Below are 18552 nucleotides of genomic sequence, written 5' to 3'. Positions count from 1 at the left end.
ATCGAGGTGCGGCGCTTCGACGATCCGGCGCGCATCGACGCGGCCCTCGCGGCCGGCCGGCTCGATGCGGCGAGCTTCGAGGACGCGCGCCAGCTCGAGGCCACGCGCCGCGCGCACGGCTACGCGCTGAGCAGCGTCGCGACCACCGTGAGCTTGCCGCTCGCGCTCTATTCGCGACGGCTGCAAGGCCTGAGCCAGTTGCGTCCCGGCGCGACCGTGGCGATCCCGGCCGACCGGCGCGGCGCCTCGCGCGCGCTGGTGCTGCTGCAGAACGAGAACCTGCTGAGGCTGCGCGAGGCGGCCGGGCTCGATGCCACGCGGCGCGACGTGCTCGGCAACCGGCTCGGGCTGCGCCTGGTCGAGCGGCCCGCCGGCGAGCTGTATGCCGCGCTCGATCATGCCGACCTGGTGGCGATGGATCGCGAGACCGCGCAGCGCGCCGGCCTGCAGCCGGGGCGCGACAGCATCGGCACCGAGGACGCGCGCTCGCCCTACGCGAGCGTGCTGACGATCCGCGATGCCGATCGCGGCCAGCCCTGGGTCGGCGAACTGGTCGCCGCCTATCACGCCGAACCGCTCGCACACTTCCTGCTGGTGCGCTACCAGGATTCGGTGCGGCGGCCCTGGTGAAGCCCGGCGTGCCCGCGCGATCCTCTGTTGCGCCGATCCGGCTGGTGCCGCGCGGCGCCTCGTTCGCGCTGGCCTGTCATGCCTGCGGACGCTGTTGCAACAGCCCGCCGTCGCTGTCGATGCGCGAGCTGTTCCGGCATCGCGAGCGTTTCGTCGCCAGCATCGCGATCGCGCGCGTGCCGCGGCGCCGGCTCGGCGAGCGGATCCGGCTCGGCGAACTGGGCCACGAACTCGATGCCGAGGACCTCGCCGCGCACGATGCGTTGGCCGATCGTCTCTATCCGCGTATCGCGCCCGGCGGCGATTGGTTGTCGCTGAGCTTGCGCGGCCACGACTATGCCTCGCGCGAACGATGTCCCGCGCTGTCCGACGACGGCCATTGCAGCCTGCATGCGGCGGGCAAGCCGGCGATCTGCGAGGCGGTGCCGCTCGATCCGCTGGCGCCCGATCGCATGCAGGCTTTCGTGCTGGGCGCTCGACGCGAGCAGGCCGAATGGATCGGCGCCGGGTGCTTGAGCGAGAGGGGCGAACCCGATGTGACGGACGCTGCCGAGCCCTTGGTCGAAGCAGGGCGCGTGCTGGCCGGCGCGGCGCTGGCGGCTTGTCGGGAGGCGCTGGACGTGGAGCGCGCGATCTGGCGCGATGCGATCGCCGCGCAATTGACCGCGAGCGGCCCGGAATGGGCGAGAAGTTGGGCGCAACTGCCGCCGGGTGCGCACCTGACGATCCCCGCCGTTCCCGCCTTGCTGGCGATCTCGCGAATTTCATCGCGCTGCCGCGAGGCAACGATCGAGGCGCTCGACTGCCAGCGCCGCCTGATCGCGAGCATGGTCGAAGCGGCACTCGAACGGCGCTTGCCCGAGGATCGCGCCACCACGCGCGAACTGCGCGCTCATGCCGAAGCCTGTGAGAAGGCGCGGCGCGAGTTGGCATCGACAGGCGCCGCGCCGGTGCCACCAGCTATCGATAGCGCGGCGGTGGAGGCGTGGCTCGGCCTCGCCTGACGGGCCCGCGATCTCGACAAGATTCACGGCGACCGGCGAGCGTCGTGACGAAGAAAACGGAAAAAAACGTTCGTGATCGATCGAACCCGGCCGGCGCAAGCACGCCCGCCCGGTAGGCGACGGATCACGCGTCGCTCAGCCTTGTTCCCCTTGCGCGTGCTCCGGCATGGCACGTTCGAAATCGCCGGCCAGCGCCCCCAGCGTGACCTGGCCCAGCTTGGCCAGCAAGGCTGCCTCGGCCTCCTCCAGCGTCGCGCGCAGATGCGCGTTGACGGCGCGCTCCACCAGGCATTGCGGGTGATCCTCGGACACCAGCTCCGAGAACAGCGGCGGCTCGCCCACTGCGCGATAGACGTCGAGCAGGGTGATCGCATCGAGCGAGACCGCCAGCGTCCAGCCGCCGCCATGCCCCTTTTCCGATTGCACGTAACCCGCGTCGCGCAGGCCGCCGAGCAGGCGCCGCACCACCACCGCATTGGTGCAGAGCATCGCGGCGATCGCCTCGGAGGTCAGCGGTCCCTCGGCGCGGTTCATGTGGATCAGCGCGTGCAGCATCCGTGACAGGCGGCTATCGGTTCTCATGGTTCTCCGGGTTCGATCACGCAACATGGCGAGTTGCAAGACGGATGGTACACGCCTATCATGCAACTCTTGATGTTCCATGAAATGGCCGCCCACGTCGGCGGCAACGGGAGGACCCATGCAGTCACACCATGAAGTCGTCGTGATCGGCGGCAGTTTCGCGGGCCTGTCGGCCGCCATGCAACTGGCGCGGGCGCGTCGTCGCGTGCTCGTGATCGACGGCCGGCGGCCTCGCAACCGCTTCGCCGCGCATTCGCACGGCTTTTTCGGGCAGGATCGGCGCGCACCGGCCGACATCATCGGCGACGCCACCGCCCAACTGGCCGAGTATCCGAGCGTCGAGATCCGGCTCGGCGAGGCGCATCGGGCGAAGCTTGACGAGGGCGGCGAGGGCGGCTTCGTGGTCACGCTCGAGGACGGCGCCACGGTCACGGCCGAGCGCCTGATCCTCGCCACCGGCGTGCGCGACGAGCTGCCGGAGGTGGCGGGGCTGGCCGAGCGCTGGGGCGTGAGCGTGCTGCATTGTCCGTATTGCCATGGCTACGAGATCGGCGAGGGGCAGCTCGGCGTGCTGGCCACGCACCCGATGTCCTTCCACCAGGCGATGCTCGTGTCCGACTGGGGCCCGACCACCTGGTTCACGCAGGGCGCCATCGAGCCCGCCGCCGAGGAGATCGCCCAACTCGAGGCGCGCGGCGTGAGGATCGAGACGAGCCCGGTGGTCGAGTTGCTCGGCGCGGCCCCCGCGCTCGACGGGCTGCGCCTGGCCGACGGGCGCGAATTCGCGCTCAAGGCCTTGTTCGTCGGCACCCGCACGCAGATGGCCAGCGACCTGGCCAGGCAGCTCGGCTGCGAGATCGAGACCACGCCGTTCGGCGAGATCGTGCGCGTCGACGCGATGAAGCAGACCAGCGTGCCCGGCGTGTTCGCCGCCGGCGACGCCTCGAACGCGATGACCAATGCCACCTTCGCCTCGGCCTCGGGCGTGATGGCCGGCGTGGCCGCGCATCGCTCGCTGGTTTTTCCGGAAGCACATTGAGGGCCGGGTGGCGATCCGGCAAATTCGACCGGCTTCGCCGCCTGCCCGCGTCGCGATCGCGTCGGATTCGATGCCGGCGGCGGCAAGGATCGCGGTTGCCGCGTCCCTGGCCTCGTTATGACCGCCGCTCATATTCGTATCCGATTTGCTTCGTTGTTTTGTGGCGCGCGCGGTCGTAGATTCTGGTTTTTGTTAGCCAGGAATCGTCGAACGTGTCCGTTTCCGCCGCTGTTGCTTCCCCCGTATCCGCCCCGGCCGCGCACGCGGTCGCGCCCCAGCATTTCGAGATCCTGCCGTTCGATGGCGCGCTCGGCGCCGAGATCGTCGGCCTCGACCTGTCACGGCCGATCGGCGAGGACGATTTCGCCCGCATCCACCGTGCCCACCTCGACCATCACGTGGTGGTGTTTCGCGACCAGCGCATCACGCCCGAGGAGCACGTCGCCTTCAGCGCGCGCTTCGGCCCGCTGCAGCGGCATGTGCTGGCGCAGTTCGCGCTGCCGGGCCATCCCGAGGTGCTGATCGTCTCGAACATCCTCGAGAACGGCCAGCCGATCGGGCTCGGCGACGCCGGCCATTTCTGGCATTCCGACCTGTCCTACAAGGAAAAGCCGAGCCTGGGCTCGCTGCTGCACGCGCAGGAGCTGCCCGCCGAGGGCGGCGACACGCTGTTCGCCAACATGCACCGGGCCTGGGACGCGCTGCCCGAGCCGCTCAAGCGCGAGGTGGAAGGGCGCCGCGCCGAACATACCTACCTGGCGCGTTATGCCGAGCTGCAGGCGCGCAGCCCGTGGCGCCCGAACCTGACGCCCGAGCAGATCGCCCAGGTGAAGGCTGTCGATCATCCGATCGTGCGCACCCATCCCGAGACGGGGCGCCGCGCGCTGTTCGTCAGCGAGCACTTCACCACGCGCATCGTCGGCCTGCCCGAGGACGAGAGCCGCGCGCTGCTCGACGAGCTGTTCGCGCACAGCGTGCGCGACGAGTTCGTGTACCGCCATCAATGGCGCGAGCACGACCTGGTGTTCTGGGACAACCGCTCGCTGATGCACCTGGCGGCCGGCACGCCCGATCACCTGCGCCGCAAGCTCTATCGCACCACGATCGAGGGCGACGCGCCGCGCTGAGGCGCTGGCCGATCCCGGCGGCGCACAGCGCCGCGCCGTTCGCATCGATGTCGTCGCGGCGTGCTTCGCGCCGCGATGCCCGTCGTGCGCCCGCTTCCCGCTTTCCTTTCCCGCCAAGAGGTTCCCGATGTCGTCTCCGTTCCGCGCCGCGTTCGCGCGCCCCCGTTTTTCCGCGCGCCGCGCCGGCGCCTCGCTGCTGGCCGCGACGCTGGCCGTCGCCGGCTTCGGCGCCGCCGTGCCGGCCCATGCCGAGGGCAGGATCCGCATCGCCGAGCAGTTCGGCATCGTCTACCTGATGCTGAACGTGGCGCGCGACCAGCACCTGATCGAGCAGGAAGGCAAGAAGGCGGGGCTCGACATCCAGGTCGACTGGGTCAAGCTGTCGGGCGGCGCGGCCGTCAACGACGCGCTGCTGTCGGGCGCGGTGGACATCGCCGGGGCCGGCGTGGGGCCGCTGCTGACGGTCTGGGATCGCACCCGCGGCCGGCAGGACGTGAAGGGCGTGGCCTCGCTCGGCAACCTGCCGTACTACCTCGTCAGCAACAACCCGAGCGTGAAGACCATCGCCGATTTCACCGACAAGGACCGCATCGCGGTGCCGGCCGTGGGTGTGTCGGTGCAGTCGCGCGTGCTGCAGTACGCGGCCGCCAGGCAGTGGGGCGACAAGTCCTACGATCGCCTCGACAAGCTCACCCAGGCGATCCCGCATCCCGACGCGGCGGCCGCCATCATCGCCAACAGCAGCGTGATCACCGGCCATTTCGGCAACCCGCCGTTCCAGCAGCAGGAACTGGCCGGCAATCCGAAGGCGCACATCGTGCTCAATTCCTACGACGTGCTGGGCGGCCCGAGCTCGGCCACCGTGCTGTACGCCACCGAGAAGTTCCGCGACGCCAACCCGAAGACCTATCGCGCCTTCGTGGCCGCGCTGAACGACGCGGCCAGGCTGATCGCCGCCGATCCCGAGCGCGCGGCCGACATCTATATCCGCGTCAACCAGTCGAAGATCGATCGCGCGCTGCTGCTGAAGATCCTGCGCGACCCGCAGGTGCAGTTCAAGACCGCGCCGCAGAACACGCTGGGGCTCGCGCAGTTCATGCATCGCGTCGGCGCGATCCGCAACGAGCCGAAGACGGTGCACGACTACTTCTTCGACGATCCCGCCACGCAGGGCGGCAGCTGATCCGCGCGAACCGGCCGGCATCGCGCTTACCCGCCGCCGGCATTTGCATAGCCGCAATGATTGGTTGGGATCGCCGGGCGCCGCCGGTATGTTGATGTTTTATCCGTTGCACCGTCGAGGTCGAGCATGAGTCTGTCGAACGCCTGGTCCGCGCCGCATGTCGCGCGCGCCGGAAATGACGCGCAAGCCGCGCCGCGCGCCGCCCGGCGCGGTGAGGCCGGCGCCGCTGCCGAGCCGGGAGCCGGCGAGGCGCCGCTGTTGTCGGTCGATCGCGTCACGCTCGAATATCGCAGCGGCCAGCGCATCGTGCGTGCCACCCAGCGCGTGAGCTTCGAGGTCGATCACGGCGATCGCTTCGTGCTGCTCGGGCCTTCCGGCTGCGGGAAGTCGACCTTGCTGAAGGCGGTGGCCGGCTTCGTCGAGCCGGCCTCGGGCGGCATCTCGCTCGACGGCCGGCGCATCGACGGCCCGGGCGCCGATCGGGTCGCGGTGTTCCAGGAGTTCGACCAGCTTCCGCCCTGGAAGACCGTGCTCGAGAACATCGCGTTCCCGCTGCGCGTGGCGCGCAGGCTGTCGCGCGCCGAGGCTCGCGAACGCGCCGGCCACTATCTCGACAAGGTCGGCCTGTCCTCGTTCGCGAGCGCCTATCCGCATACGCTGTCGGGCGGCATGAAGCAGCGCGTGGCGATCGCCCGCGCGCTGGCGATGCAGCCGCGCGTGCTGCTGATGGACGAACCCTTCGCCGCGCTCGACGCGCTCACGCGCCGCAAGATGCAGGAGGAGCTGCTGCGGCTGTGGGACGAGGCGCGCTTCACGCTGCTGTTCGTCACGCATTCGATCGAGGAGGCGCTGGTGGTCGGCAACCGCATCCTGCTGCTGTCGCCGCATCCGGGCCGCGTGCGCGCCGAGCTGAACAGCGAGCGTTTCGCGCTCGACAGCATCGGCAGCGACGATTTCCAGCAGAGCGTGGCGCGCATCCATCACCTGCTGTTCGACGCGCCCGATACACCCGATGCGACGGCCGAGGATGCGGCACCGGTCCAGGAGCAACCCGCATGAGCACGCCATTCCCGCATCCCGGCGCCGGCGCGCCGGCCCGCCCCGAATACGAGCTGCCGCTGGAGCCGGCCGATGCCGGCACCGACAGCGTGCGCGCCTCGCTGGCCTCGCGCGTGCTCGGCTCGAGCGCGCTGCGCCGCGTGTTGATCGGCGCGGTGCTGATCGCGGCCTGGGAGATCGTCGCGCGCGTGGTCGACAACGACCTGCTGGTGCCGACCTTCGTCGCCACGCTGCGCGCCTTCGTGGAGGGCATCGCCTCGGGCGAACTGCTGGTGAAGACCGGCATCTCGCTGTCGGTGCTGCTGCGCGGCTACGCGATCGGCGCGGTGCTGGCCTTCGCGCTGACCTCGGTGGCGGTGTCCACCCGCATCGGCCGCGACCTGCTGTCGATGCTGACCGCCATGTTCAATCCGCTGCCCTCGATCGCCTTGCTGCCGATCGCGCTGCTCTGGTTCGGGCTCGGCACCGGCAGCCTGCTGTTCGTGCTGGTCCATTCGGTGCTCTGGCCGCTGGCGCTGAGCATGTACACCGGCTTCCTCGGCGTGCCGGCCACGCTGCGCATGGCGGGCCGCAACTATGGCCTGCGCGGGCTGCGCTTCGTCTGGCTGATCCTGGTGCCTGCCGCGCTGCCCTCGATCCTGTCGGGGCTGCGGGTGGGCTGGGCCTTCGCCTGGCGCACGCTGATCGCGGCCGAGCTGGTGTTCGGCGCGAGCGCGGGGCAAGGCGGCCTGGGCTGGTACATCTTCCAGAACCGCAACGAGCTGTACACCGATCGCGTCTTCGCCGGCCTCGCGGCGGTGATCGTGATCGGCCTGCTGGTCGAGCATCTGGTGTTCGATACGCTCGAACGCCTGTCGATCCGGCGCTGGCACGCGTGAGGGCGAAACCGGCCGCCGGCGGGTCGCGGCGGCCGTGCACGCGTTTTCGGCGATTGTGATAAATTTTCGCCGCGGCGCACTTCGGTGCGTCGCAACGTTCTCAGGGCGGGGCGAAATTCCCCACCGGCGGTAATCGTGCCTCGTGCACGTAGCCCGCGAACAGCTCGCGCCAGGCTCACCTGCGCGATGCCTGCCGACCCGGTGCGATCCCGGGGCCGACGGTCATAGTCCGGATGAGAGAGAGCGGGGTTTTTGCCGCACGCGCAAGGCGTGCGGTGTGGCCCTGTGCGCCCATTCAACTCAAACACAGGACCTGTCGATGACTCAGCCGTATTCCGTTTCCCAAACTGCCCCCCGCCGTATCGCCTTCATCCAGTCCTGCTGGCACAAGGACATCGTCGACCAGTGCAAGACCTCGTTCGTCGCCTCGCTGGCGGCCGCGGGCATCGCCGAGTCGGAGATCGACTTCTTCGAGGTGGCCGGCGCCTTCGAGATCCCGCTGCACGCCAAGCTGCTGGCGAAGACCGGCAAGTACGCGGCCATCGCCTGCGCCGGCCTGGTGGTGGACGGCGGCATCTACCGCCACGAGTTCGTCGCGCAGGCGGTGATCTCGGGCCTGATGCAGGTCGGCCTCGAGACCGAGACGGTGGTGCTCAGCGCGGTGCTGACGCCGCATCATTTCCATCACGGCTCGCACGAGCACACCAGCTTCTTCCACGAGCACTTCGTGGTGAAGGGCAAGGAACTGGCGCACGCCTGCGCCGATACGGTGGCCAAGGTCGCCGCGCTGCGCGGCGCGGCCGAAGGCACGGCGATCAAGCAGGCCGCATGAGCCTGTGCCCGGGCCGTTGATTCCTGAACGGGCCTGACGGCAATCCGCAACGACAACGCCCGATGCATGGCATCGGGCGTTTCGTATTCGACGACCCGATTCCTGGCTGCCGATCAGCTTTCCAGATCATCCCCGAACTCGCGGAGTTCTTGCGAGCAGCGGCAGGCTCGGGCGATCTTCGCGGCCCACAGGACGGCGGCTTCGCGCGACGGAAGTTCCAGGATGCAGAAGCCGCCGTCGAGCTCGCTGCTCCGAGGATAGGTCGCGTTCTCGACCGCGCCGTCGGCGGCGACCATCAGCGGCGCGATCGACCCGTTGATGCCGCCGCCGAATACGTAGACCCCGGCCTGCCTGGCCTCGCGCATCACCGCGTGCGCCGCCTCGCCGACTTCGGCCATGTCTTGCTCGGCAATCTCCATCGCCGACGCGGGGAAGGAAATCAGGTATTTCGTCATGGTTCGGTCCTCCGGCTGGGCGCCTGGGAATGGGGCGGCGCATGTCGCCAGCTTAGCCCGCCTGTTGCGCGACCGGGAGCGCCAATGAAAAAGCGGCCTTTCGGCCGCCCGTGGTTCGCGAGCGCCGCTCAGCGCTCGCCGGCCCGCCAGCGCAGGGACGTTCCGCGCCGGCGCACCTGATAGACCAGCCACAGCCACACCAGCCAGCCCATCCCGGCATAGAGCGCAACGCGCGTGTCGTCGAACCAGCCGATCATCGCCACCACGAACAGCATGAAGGCGATCGCCAGCGCCGGGCCGAGCGGCCACAGCGGCACGCGGAACTTCAGCGCCTCGACCTCGGCGCGCGGCAGCCGGCGCCGCATCGCCACCTGCGAGAGCAGGATCATCAGCCAGACCCAGACGGTCGCGAAGGTGGCGATTGCCGCCACGGTCTGGAACACGTCCTTCGGCGTCAGGTAGTTGAGCACCACGCCCACCAGCAGCGCGCCGGCCATCACCAGCACCGTCATGTAGGGCACGCCCTGTTTCGAGGTGGCGGCCAGCAGGCGCGGCGCCTGGCCCTGTTGGGCCATGCCGTACATCATGCGGCCCGCGCCGAAGATATCGCTGTTGATCGCCGAGATGGCGGCGCTGATCACCACCACGTTGAGGATGCTGGCGGCCGACTTCACGCCGAGCGCCGAGAAGATCTCGACGAAGGGGCTGCCGCTGGTGCCCACGCCGGTCCAGGGGAAGATCGACATCAGCACGATCATGGTCAGCACGTAGAACAGCAGGATGCGCACCGGCACCGCGTTGATCGCGCGCGGGATCACCTGCTCGGGGTTCTTCGCCTCGCCGGCGCTCATGCCGATCACCTCGATGCCGCCATAGGCGAAGATCACCACCGACAGCGAGGCCACCAGCCCGCCGAAGCCGTTCGGCAGGAAACCGCCGTGCGACCAGAGATTGGCGAGCGAGGGCGCGGCCGCGTCGGCGCTGCCCAGGTGCATGCCGACCGCGAGGATCGCGATGCCGCCGACGATCATCGCGCCGATCGCCACCACCTTGATGATCGACAGCCAGAATTCGAGCTCGCCGAACACCTTGACCTGGCAGAGGTTGAGCCCGCAGATGATGGCCACGATCGCCAGCACCCAGATCCATTGCGGCACGCCCGGAAACCAGAAGCCCATGTAGATGCCGAAGGCGGTCACGTCGGCGATCGCCACGATCACCATCTCGAGCGTGTAGGTCCAGCCCGTCACGAAGCCCGCGAAGGGGCCGAGGTTGTCGCTGGCGTACTGGCCGAAGGAGCCGGCCACCGGCTCGCGCACCGCCATTTCGCCGAGCGCGCGCATCACCATGTAGACCGCCGCGCCGCCGACGATATAGGCGAGGATCACGGCCGGGCCGGCCAGGCGGATGGCGGAAGCGGAACCATAGAACAGGCCCGTGCCGATGGCCGAGCCGAGTGCGAGAAAACGGATGTGACGCGCGCCGAGATGGCGTTGCAAGTGCTTCATCGTGTCTCCGTGATTGGATTGGCGGGCCGGCATCATGGCCGGCCGCAGCGCCCTAAGTTGTCTAGTCAAGTTGGATCGGGCGGGGACCATCATACCAATGCTCGGCGCGCGGAAAAAGGGGCTGGGGAAGCAAGAATGCCGCGTCCTTTCGGAAGCTCGAATCAAGCCGAGGCGCGCCGATCAGGCCGATCGGCTTATTCACAAATCACTTGAATGAACAATTGGAGGATTCTGATTTTCTTTAATTGTTGCAAGATTCCCGCATCCGGCCCCTGATGATTCGCGTTTGATGCTACCGTTCGCCACGAGAGAAAAATTCGTAAGAATGATAATGACGAACCACCAGACCAGCCGCCAAACCGGGGTGATGCGCGCAATGACGCGCGTCAGCATGTCCATCGCAGACACCCTCATACCGTGCCGCATCGCCGATGCCGCCGCGCGCCGATCCCGGCCGCCGGCCTTGATCGTCGGCGCCGGCGCCTCGGGCTAGTTCGCCGCCTCCAGCGCGGCGCTGCCGAAGCCGTTTCCTCCCCAATCCGATTCGCGCGAATCGCGTGCGCACCGGCCAATGCCGGGGCCCGCGCGTGTGCGCGCGGCCGTGCCGGCCGGATCCGGCGCAGGCCAACCGTTCCACCGATGTTTTTCAACCGATGAGGAGCCCCTCGATGACTCAACCCCTTCGTTCCCGCGCCTGCGTGGCGGCCATGGCCGCCGCGCTCGCGCTCGGCCTCGGCGCCTGCGCGACCGAATCCTCGCGCAGCCTGCCGGTGGCGCCGACCCCGAGCGCCCAGGTGCCGTTCGCCGGCAAGCCGGTGGCGATCTCGGTCGGCAAGTTCGACAACCGCTCCAGCTACATGCGCGGCATCTTCTCCGACGGCATCGACCGCCTCGGCGGCCAGGCCAAGACGATCCTGATCACGCACCTGCAGCAGAGCCGCCGCTTCAGCGTGCTCGATCGCGACAACCTCGACGAGATCCGCCAGGAATCGGCCTTCCTGAAACAGCAGCAGGCCGTGAAGGGCGCGCGCTACGTGGTGACCGGCGACGTGACCGAGTTCGGCCGCAAGGAAGTCGGCGATCACGAGCTGTTCGGCATCCTCGGCAGCGGCAAGCAGCAGGTGGCCTATGCCAAGGTGAACCTCAACATCGTCGACACCGCCACCTCCGAGGTGGTGCTGTCGAGCCAGGGCGCCGGCGAGTTCAGCCTGTCGAGCCGCCAGGTGATCGGCTTCGGCGGCACCGCCAGCTACGACTCGACGCTCAACGGCAAGGTGCTCGACCTGGCGATCCAGGAAGCCGTCGAGCGCCTCGTCGCGCAAGTCGACGCCGGCGCCCTGGGCGCCACCAAGTGAGCCGTGCATAAACGGCCATCCCGCGTTTCACCCTCGACCACACGACCACGATGAAGACCATCACGTTCATCCGCGGCGCCGGGCTGTCGCTCGCCGCCGCCAGCGCGCTGCTGACCGGCTGCGCCGCCCCGAGCACGCCGCCGCTCTACCAATGGGACGGCTACCAGCGCGGCGTCTACGACTACTTCAAGGCTGAGAAATCGCCGCAGGAGCAGATCGACGCGCTCGAGAAGTCGCTGCAGAAGATCCGCGCGCAGGGCCATCGCCCGCCGCCGGGTTTCGAGGCGCAGCTGGGCGTGCTCTACGCCACCGTCGGCAACGACGAGCAGGCGATGCAGGCCTTCCAGGCCGAGAAGGACTCGTTCCCGGAATCCGCCTCGTACATGGACTTCCTGATGAAGAAGAAGGCCGGCGGCAAGGATGCCGGGCCCGATCCCAAGCCGGCCGTCCAGCCCGCCACGGCGCCCGCCGCCGCTTCGGCGGCCCATCCCGACACCACCGCGCAGGCCGCGAACCACTGACCGGAGCTCCCCATGTTGCAACGCATTTCGATCAAGCTGCTGTCGGCCGTCGCGCTGCTGGCCATGCTGGCTGCCTGCGCGGGCCCCGTCCAGCACCCCGACTACACGGCCTTCAAGCGCAGCCAGCCGAAGTCGATCCTGGTGCTGCCGCCCGTCAACAACACCAACGAGGTGAAGGCGAGCTTCGGCGTGCTGTCGCGGGTCACCCTGCCGCTGGCGGAGTCGGGCTACTACGTGGTGCCGGTCGGCCCGATGGAGGAGACCTTCAAGTACAACGGCCTGACCACGCCCAACGACATCGCCGAGGTGTCGCCCGCCAAGCTGCGTGAGATCTTCGGCGCCGACTCGGCGCTCTACATGACGGTCACCCGTTACGGCACCACCTACCAGGTGATCGACAGCGTCACCGTCGTCTCGGTGAGCGCCAAGCTGGTCGACCTGCGCACCGGCGACGTGCTGTGGACCGGTTCGCAGAGCGCCACCGACAAGGAGCTGGGCGGCATGCACGGTGGCATGCAGGGCGGCGGCATGGTCGGCCTGTTCGTCAACCTGGCCCAGGCGGCCGTCAAGCAGATCGCGAAGACGGTGACCGACGAGAGCGTCGACGTGGCCGGGCTGACCAATGCCAAGCTGCTGTCGGCCGGGCCGCCCAACGGTCTGTTGTACGGGCCGCGCTCGCCGAAGTACGGCACCGACTGAGCCCGCGCGGCGGCGGGCGGCCCGGGTTTCGGCTCGGGCCGCCGTGGCGCCGCCTTGCCACGACCCGTCGGACGGATCCGGTTTTCCGGAGCGTCCGACGGGTTTTTGTCGTTTACGGTGTCGTTCACGGCACCGCCGGCACCGGCTCCCACGGCTGTTACAAATTTTCCCGTCCCCGGCTGTCCCGTTTTCCGTTCTCGCGGGTCATGGCTGCAAGGACCGCTGTGAATGGGCGGTATGATCGCGGCTTCGTCCGCGTGCCGCACTGCCGCAAATCCTCGGAGGATTCGCGGCAGCCGCGGCGTATCACGTGACTTTCGGAACCTGGATGGACAAGCTGTTGAAGCCTTACCCGACCTCGATCGCCGCGCCCGCGGCGCTGACGGCATGAGCGCCGGCCTCGACCGCTGGCGGCGGCTGGCGCCGCTGGTGTCGCGGATCGTCTGCGCGATCGGCGGCGGTTACGCGCTCGGCGCGCTGGCCAGCGTGGCCGCGCTGGCCTTGCCGATCGCGGCGCCCCAGGCGGTGCTGACCGGCATGCTGGCCAGTTTCGCGTTCTACACCGGCGCGGTGATCTGGGTGTTCCTGGCGCGCAGCGCGACCCGCGCCTGGGCGGGGCTGCTGGCGGCGGCCTTGCCGCTCGCGGTGGCGGCCGCCTGCGTCGGCGCGGGAGTGATCGCGCGATGAGCATGGCACCGAACCCGACGACGCAACACGCCGCGAACCAGGGCGTGAAGCCGGACACAAAGCAGGGCGCGAAATCGAACTTGAAGCCGGAAGCGAAGCCGGGCGCGAAGCGCGCCGCCCCCAAGCCGCGCGGCGTGCGCCAGAGCATGTCGGACCTGCATACCTGGGCCGGGCTGCTGTGCGGCTGGATTCTCTACGCGATGTTCCTGACCGGCACGGTCAGCTACTTCAAGGACGAGATCTCGCAGTGGATGCGCCCCGAACTGGCGCACCAGCAGCACACGCCCGACCCGGCCGAGGTGGCCAGGCGGGTGGTCGGCACCATGGCCACGCTGGCGCCGCAAAGCACGCAATGGGGCATCACGCTGCCGACCGATCGCAGCAACGTGGCGAGCGCGTTCTGGCGGCTCACGCCGGCCGAGATGGGCAAGGGGCGCTTCTTCGGCGAGGCCGCCTTCGATCCCGCCAGCGGCCGCGTCACCGCCGCGCGCGACACGCTGGGCGGCGAGTTCTTCTACCGCTTCCATTTCCAGTTCTATTACATGTCGCCGATCTGGGGCCGCTGGATCGCCGGCTTCTGCGCGATGTTCATGCTGGTGGCGATCGTCAGCGGCGTGATCACGCACAAGAAGATCTTCGTCGACTTCTTCACCTTCCGCTGGGGCAAGGGCCAGCGTTCCTGGCTCGACGCGCACAACGTGCTGTCGGTGTTCGGCCTGCCGTTCCACCTGATGATCACCTACACGGGCCTGGTCACGCTGATGACCCTGTACATGCCCTGGGGCAACCAGCTCGCGATGAAGACGCCCGGCGAGCAGGCCGCGTTGAACGCGCAGATCAGCGCCTTCATCCAGCCGGCCGCGCCGAGCGGCAGGACGGCGCCGCTCGCGCCGGTCGACGCGATGGTGCGCGTCGCGCAGGCGCGCTGGGGCGAGCACGGGGTGGGCATGGTGACGGTGGTCAACCCCGGCGACGCGATCGCGCGCGTGGCGGTGGCGCGCGCCGAGGCCGGGCGCGTGTCCTCGAGCCCGCAATACCTGGTGTTCGACGGCGCCACCGGCAAGCTGGCCGAGGTGCACGACCGGGTGGGCGGCGCGGCCGAGACGCGCGGCGTGTTCTATGCGCTGCATCTGGGCCGCTTCAGCGACCTGCAACTGCGCTGGCTGTACTTCATCGTCAGCCTGGCCGGCACGGCGATGGTCGGCACCGGGCTGGTGATGTGGACCGTCAAGCGCCGCCAGCAACTGCCGGATCCGACGCGGCCGTATTTCGGCTTCCGGCTGGTCGAGCGGCTCAATATCGCCAGCATCGCCGGCCTGTCGATCGCGATGACGGCTTATCTGTGGGGCAACCGCCTGCTGCCGCTGGACCTGCCGCATCGCCAGGACGGCGAGATCAAGCTGTTCTTCGCGGTGTGGGGCGTGGCCCTGCTGTATGCGCTGCTGCGGCCGGCGCGGCGCGCCTGGATCGAGCTGCTGTGGTTGGCGGCCGGTTTGCTGGCGCTGCTGCCGGTGCTCAACGCGCTGACCACCGCGCGGCCGTTCTGGCGCAGCGTGGCCGAAGGCGATTGGGTATTCGCCGGCTTCGACCTGATGATGTGGGCCTTCGCGGCGCTGCATGCGCTGCTGGCGATCCGCGTGAGCCGCCATCGCGGCCGGGCCAGCGCCGCGGGCAAGGGCGGGGCGGCCGGCAAGGCGGGCTCGCGCGCCCCGGCCGCGAAACCCGACGAGGAGCGACTCTGATGGTGTCCGCGATGCTGATCGTTTGTCTTGCCGCCTTCGCCTGCCTCGCGCTGGCCATGGAGCGGCACCAGGAAACCGTGTTCGGCAAGGTGCTGGCCGCCGCGCCGACGCGCCTGCTGCGCTGGCTTGGCTGGCTGGGTTTGCTGGTCGGGCTGTGGCTGGCGGTGGCGGTGCGCGGCTGGGCGCTGGGGCTGGTGACCTACAGCGGGGTGACGAGCCTCGCCGCCGGAATCGTGATCGGGGCGCTGATCGTTCGCGAGCGGCGGGGCGCGGCGCGTTGAGCCGATCGCCGGCTCGTCGCGGGATTCATCCAATCAACAAGTCGATAAGAGAGAGGGCGCCATGAAGTGGCTGAAGTGGTTGTTCATCGAGTTCATCGTGCCGATCGCGATCATCATGGCGCTCAATCTCTTGGTCAATTTCGTGCTGACCTGGAGCGGCGTATACGGCAGCTACATCGAGGATGGCGGGACGAAAGCCATAATCAACAGCGTCGGTGGCGTGCTGCTGTACTACCTCGGCAAAACCGTCCACGACGTGCGGCGCGCTCGCCGCTGGCGGAATCGAGGCAATTCCATCGACTGATTTCCGGCCGGCGAGCCGGCCCTCTCAGCCCGCCTCGACGATCAACCTCGCCCGCACCGCGCGAATCCGCCGATCCACGAAATACCCGCCGCCTTCCACATAACGCAGCATCAGCCTCCCGCAATCGCGGCAGGCCCAGACATCGCACTGGTTGTACGGGAAGTGGCGCGGCGCGATCGGCGCCTCGGGCGACCAGTATTGCAGGCCGTCGGGCAGGTATTCGTCGTAGGACGGTTCCGCGCCGTCGTCGGCGCGCAAGGTGCCGACCTGCTCCAGCCGGCTTTCGTCGAGCGAGAGCGGCTGCGATTGCCAGCCCTCCAGCGGCGTCCTGCTGCAATCGCAGGCTGCCGCCTGCCGGGCTTCGGCGAGTTCGGCCAGGGCGCGCAGCGCCTTCGCGTCGAGGAGGGGATTCGTCATGAGCGGGCAGGGGATCGGGAGCGGAGCGCCAGTGTAGACGGATTCACCGCGCGGCGCGCTCGGGTCCCGGCGCTCGGCCCGAGCGAATCCCGAGCCGCCCTCAATCGCCGCCGAGCCGGCGGTCCATGCGCGTCATCGCCTCGCGCACCTCGCGCTGGAACTGCGCCAGCGCCTGCGCGGCCGGCGCCGGCGGCTGCAGGGCCGCCCACAGCACCTCGATCAACTGGTCGGCGGTGCGCTCGGTATCGAGCGTGCGCCGCCCCAGGATCGCATCCCACAGCACATGCTCGATCGGCCCGAACACCAGCGAGCGCAGCAGGCTCAGCGGCATGTCCTGGCGCACCTGGCCCGATTCGCGGCCGCGCGCCAGCACCTCCATCAGCGGCGCCGTGTAGCGGCGCTGCAGCTCGCCCAGCTCGTCGCCGAGCATCTGCTGCTTGGCGCGGCCCTCCGACAGCACCAGCGCGCACAAGCCCGTGCCGTTCACCAGCATCAGCCGCAAATGGGTGCGCACGATGAAGGCGAACTGCTCGCGCAGCGGCGCGCCGGTCGGCAGCCCGGCCTCGAAGGCGGCGATGTTCTCGTCGTACCAATCGGCGATCACGCGCGCGCACAGCTCGCGCTTGCCGCGGAAATAGCTGAACACGGTCGCCTCGGACACGCCCACGCGCTGCGCGATCTCGGCCGCCGTCGCATGTTCATACCCCTTCTCGGCGAACACCTCCCGGCCGGCACGCAGGATGTCCTGCACGCGCTGCTGCGACTTGCGGCCGGCGGGCGCGCGGCTGCCCTCGGCGCGATCGGGTCTGACGGGCGTATCGGTCATGGCGTGAACGGGCAAGAACGGAGCGATGCCGCCGATGATAGCCGAGATCCCGATGAAATTTGAGTGACACTCAAAAAATCGTTGACGCGCCCTCGACGCCCGCGCGACACTACGCGCCATCAATCCACATCAAATGACCTGGTTCGATCGATCGACGTCCGGGAACAATTCTGAGCACAACTCAGATCGAGACACCCCACCGGATCGGCCGAACGCACTTTCTGGAATCGGAGGACACATGAGCAACCTGCCCGGCGTGCAATTCATGCTTGGAGAGGACATCGAGATGCTGCGCGACGCGGTGGCCACGTTCGCCGCCAAGGAGATCGCCCCGCGCGCGGCCGAGATCGACCGCAGCGACCAGTTCCCGATGGACCTCTGGCGCAAGTTCGGCGAGCTCGGCGTGCTCGGCATGACGGTGAGCGAGGAATACGGCGGCACCGACCTCGGCTACACCGCCCACATGGTGGTGATGGAGGAAATCTCGCGCGCCTCGGCCTCGGTCGGCCTGTCCTACGGCGCCCATTCCAATCTCTGCGTCAACCAGATCAACCGCAACGGCAGCGAGGCCCAGAAGCGCCGCTACCTGCCCAAGCTGATCTCCGGCGAGCACATCGGCGCGCTGGCGATGAGCGAGCCGAACGCCGGCTCGGACGTGGTCAGCATGAAGCTGCGCGCCGACAAGCGCGGCGGCCACTACGTGCTGAACGGCACCAAGATGTGGATCACCAACGGCCCCGACTGCGACACCCTGGTGGTCTATGCCAAGACCGAGCCGGAAGCGGGCGCGCGCGGCATGACGGCCTTCATCGTCGAGAAGGGCATGAAGGGCTTCTCGGTGGCGCAGAAGCTCGACAAGCTCGGCATGCGCGGCTCGCACACGGGCGAGCTGGTGTTCCAGGACGTCGAGGTGCCCGAGGAGAACGTGCTGGGCGAGGTGGGCGGCGGCGTGAAGGTGCTGATGAGCGGCCTCGACTACGAGCGCGCGGTGCTGGCGGGCGGCCCGACCGGCATCATGGCGGCCTGCCTCGACGCGGTGGTGCCCTACATCCACGATCGCAAGCAGTTCGGCCAGTCGATCGGCGAGTTCCAGCTGATCCAGGGCAAGGTGGCCGACATGTACACCAACTTCCAGGCCTGCCGCGCCTACCTGTACGCGGTCGGCCGCCATCTCGACGCGGCCGGCAGCGGCCATGTGCGCCAGGTCCGCAAGGACTGCGCCGGGGTGATCCTCTACACCGCCGAGCGCGCCACCTGGATGGCCGGCGAGGCGATCCAGATCCTCGGCGGCAACGGCTACATCAACGAATACCCGGTCGGCCGGCTGTGGCGCGACGCCAAGCTCTACGAGATCGGCGCCGGCACCAGCGAGATCCGCCGCATGCTGATCGGCCGCGAACTGTTCGCCGAAACGGCCTGAGCC

At 68.9% G+C, this 18552-nt stretch carries 22 protein-coding genes and 1 riboswitch; of the genes, 16 read left to right on the top strand and 6 right to left on the bottom strand.

Annotated elements, in window-relative coordinates:
• Positions 1–630, top strand: a 630-nt coding sequence (locus F3J18_RS19485) for a MetQ/NlpA family lipoprotein (protein WP_166913693.1), incomplete at its 5' end; no start/stop codon positions are given.
• Between the two features lie 8 nt (positions 631–638).
• Entirely contained in the window at positions 639–1634 is a 996-nt protein-coding gene (locus F3J18_RS19480) for a flagellin N-methylase (protein ID WP_345891763.1), read from the top strand.
• A 135-nt stretch (positions 1635–1769) separates the two neighbouring features.
• On the opposite strand, the gene F3J18_RS19475 is transcribed toward F3J18_RS19480, so the two are convergent.
• Positions 1770–2216, bottom strand: coding sequence for an Rrf2 family transcriptional regulator (locus F3J18_RS19475; RefSeq protein ID WP_166913692.1), 447 nt, complete (start codon positions 2214–2216; stop codon positions 1770–1772).
• A 118-nt stretch (positions 2217–2334) separates the two neighbouring features.
• Here F3J18_RS19475 and F3J18_RS19470 point away from each other — a divergent pair, with 118 nt between their 5' ends.
• The 6 genes from F3J18_RS19470 (at position 2335) to F3J18_RS19445 (ending at position 8334) form a co-directional block, all read left to right on the top strand.
• Positions 2335–3255: an NAD(P)/FAD-dependent oxidoreductase gene (locus tag F3J18_RS19470; protein ID WP_166913691.1), complete on the top strand. Its 921-nt coding sequence runs from the start codon at positions 2335–2337 to the stop codon at positions 3253–3255.
• Between the two features lie 287 nt (positions 3256–3542).
• Entirely contained in the window at positions 3543–4382 is an 840-nt protein-coding gene (locus F3J18_RS19465) for a TauD/TfdA family dioxygenase (protein WP_345891764.1), read from the top strand.
• A gap of 127 nt (positions 4383–4509) precedes the next feature.
• The gene (locus F3J18_RS19460; protein ID WP_166913689.1) at positions 4510–5565 is read left to right on the top strand and encodes an ABC transporter substrate-binding protein; all 1056 of its coding nucleotides are present in this window, start codon (positions 4510–4512) and stop codon (positions 5563–5565) included.
• Between the two features lie 126 nt (positions 5566–5691).
• On the top strand, positions 5692–6624 hold the full coding sequence (locus tag F3J18_RS19455; protein ID WP_166913688.1) for an ABC transporter ATP-binding protein: 933 nt from the start codon (positions 5692–5694) through the stop codon (positions 6622–6624).
• On the top strand, positions 6621–7502 hold the full coding sequence (locus tag F3J18_RS19450; RefSeq protein ID WP_166913687.1) for an ABC transporter permease: 882 nt from the start codon (positions 6621–6623) through the stop codon (positions 7500–7502). The genes F3J18_RS19455 and F3J18_RS19450 overlap by 4 nt, the downstream gene beginning before the upstream one ends.
• Before the next feature lie 92 nt (positions 7503–7594).
• Positions 7595–7751, top strand: a riboswitch (FMN riboswitch).
• 70 nt (positions 7752–7821) lie between these two features.
• The gene (locus F3J18_RS19445; RefSeq protein WP_166913686.1) at positions 7822–8334 is read left to right on the top strand and encodes a 6,7-dimethyl-8-ribityllumazine synthase; all 513 of its coding nucleotides are present in this window, start codon (positions 7822–7824) and stop codon (positions 8332–8334) included.
• Between the two features lie 113 nt (positions 8335–8447).
• Here F3J18_RS19445 and F3J18_RS19440 read toward each other — a convergent pair whose 3' ends face one another.
• The 3 genes from F3J18_RS19440 to F3J18_RS19430 form a co-directional block, all read right to left on the bottom strand.
• Positions 8448–8789 (bottom strand): transcription initiation protein, encoded by a 342-nt coding sequence (locus tag F3J18_RS19440; RefSeq protein WP_240154672.1) that lies wholly within the window; start codon positions 8787–8789, stop codon positions 8448–8450.
• Between the two features lie 128 nt (positions 8790–8917).
• Complete coding sequence (locus tag F3J18_RS19435) at positions 8918–10297, bottom strand: amino acid permease (protein ID WP_025100326.1); 1380 nt, start codon at positions 10295–10297, stop codon at positions 8918–8920.
• A gap of 198 nt (positions 10298–10495) precedes the next feature.
• Complete coding sequence (locus F3J18_RS19430; protein WP_166913685.1) at positions 10496–10696, bottom strand: hypothetical protein; 201 nt, start codon at positions 10694–10696, stop codon at positions 10496–10498.
• Between the two features lie 269 nt (positions 10697–10965).
• Between F3J18_RS19430 and F3J18_RS19425 the strand changes: the two genes are divergently transcribed.
• The 7 genes from F3J18_RS19425 (at position 10966) to F3J18_RS19395 (ending at position 15886) form a co-directional block, all read left to right on the top strand.
• Positions 10966–11652, top strand: coding sequence for a CsgG/HfaB family protein (locus F3J18_RS19425; RefSeq protein ID WP_025100327.1), 687 nt, complete (start codon positions 10966–10968; stop codon positions 11650–11652).
• A 50-nt stretch (positions 11653–11702) separates the two neighbouring features.
• The gene (locus F3J18_RS19420) at positions 11703–12173 is read left to right on the top strand and encodes a DUF4810 domain-containing protein (protein WP_025100328.1); all 471 of its coding nucleotides are present in this window, start codon (positions 11703–11705) and stop codon (positions 12171–12173) included.
• A 12-nt stretch (positions 12174–12185) separates the two neighbouring features.
• Positions 12186–12872, top strand: a complete 687-nt coding sequence (locus F3J18_RS19415; RefSeq protein ID WP_025100329.1) for a DUF799 domain-containing protein — start codon at positions 12186–12188, stop codon at positions 12870–12872.
• A gap of 387 nt (positions 12873–13259) precedes the next feature.
• Positions 13260–13559, top strand: a complete 300-nt coding sequence (locus F3J18_RS19410) for a DUF3649 domain-containing protein (RefSeq protein ID WP_166913684.1) — start codon at positions 13260–13262, stop codon at positions 13557–13559.
• Complete coding sequence (locus F3J18_RS19405; protein ID WP_166913683.1) at positions 13556–15301, top strand: PepSY-associated TM helix domain-containing protein; 1746 nt, start codon at positions 13556–13558, stop codon at positions 15299–15301. Before F3J18_RS19410 ends, F3J18_RS19405 begins: the two co-directional genes overlap by 4 nt.
• Entirely contained in the window at positions 15301–15582 is a 282-nt protein-coding gene (locus tag F3J18_RS19400) for a DUF3325 family protein (RefSeq protein WP_166913682.1), read from the top strand. The genes F3J18_RS19405 and F3J18_RS19400 overlap by 1 nt, the downstream gene beginning before the upstream one ends.
• 61 nt (positions 15583–15643) lie before the next feature.
• Entirely contained in the window at positions 15644–15886 is a 243-nt protein-coding gene (locus F3J18_RS19395) for a hypothetical protein (protein ID WP_166913681.1), read from the top strand.
• A 24-nt stretch (positions 15887–15910) separates the two neighbouring features.
• Here the strand turns inward: F3J18_RS19395 and F3J18_RS19390 are convergent, their stop codons facing one another.
• Both F3J18_RS19390 and F3J18_RS19385 read right to left on the bottom strand, forming a co-directional pair.
• Positions 15911–16303 (bottom strand): hypothetical protein, encoded by a 393-nt coding sequence (locus F3J18_RS19390; protein ID WP_166913680.1) that lies wholly within the window; start codon positions 16301–16303, stop codon positions 15911–15913.
• 100 nt (positions 16304–16403) lie between these two features.
• A complete protein-coding gene (locus F3J18_RS19385) occupies positions 16404–17129 on the bottom strand; it encodes a TetR/AcrR family transcriptional regulator (RefSeq protein ID WP_166913679.1) in 726 nt (241 codons plus the stop codon).
• A gap of 238 nt (positions 17130–17367) precedes the next feature.
• On the opposite strand from F3J18_RS19385, the gene F3J18_RS19380 reads away from it, so the two are divergent.
• Complete coding sequence (locus F3J18_RS19380; RefSeq protein WP_013690311.1) at positions 17368–18549, top strand: isovaleryl-CoA dehydrogenase; 1182 nt, start codon at positions 17368–17370, stop codon at positions 18547–18549.
• Positions 18550–18552 lie beyond the last annotated feature (3 nt).

The organism is Burkholderia sp. Ax-1720 (genome assembly GCF_011753035.1).
Lineage (GTDB): Bacteria > Pseudomonadota > Gammaproteobacteria > Burkholderiales > Burkholderiaceae > Burkholderia > Burkholderia gladioli.
The sequence above is the reverse complement of the archived record's forward strand: the minus strand, read 5'-3'. Positions and strand labels throughout refer to the sequence as shown.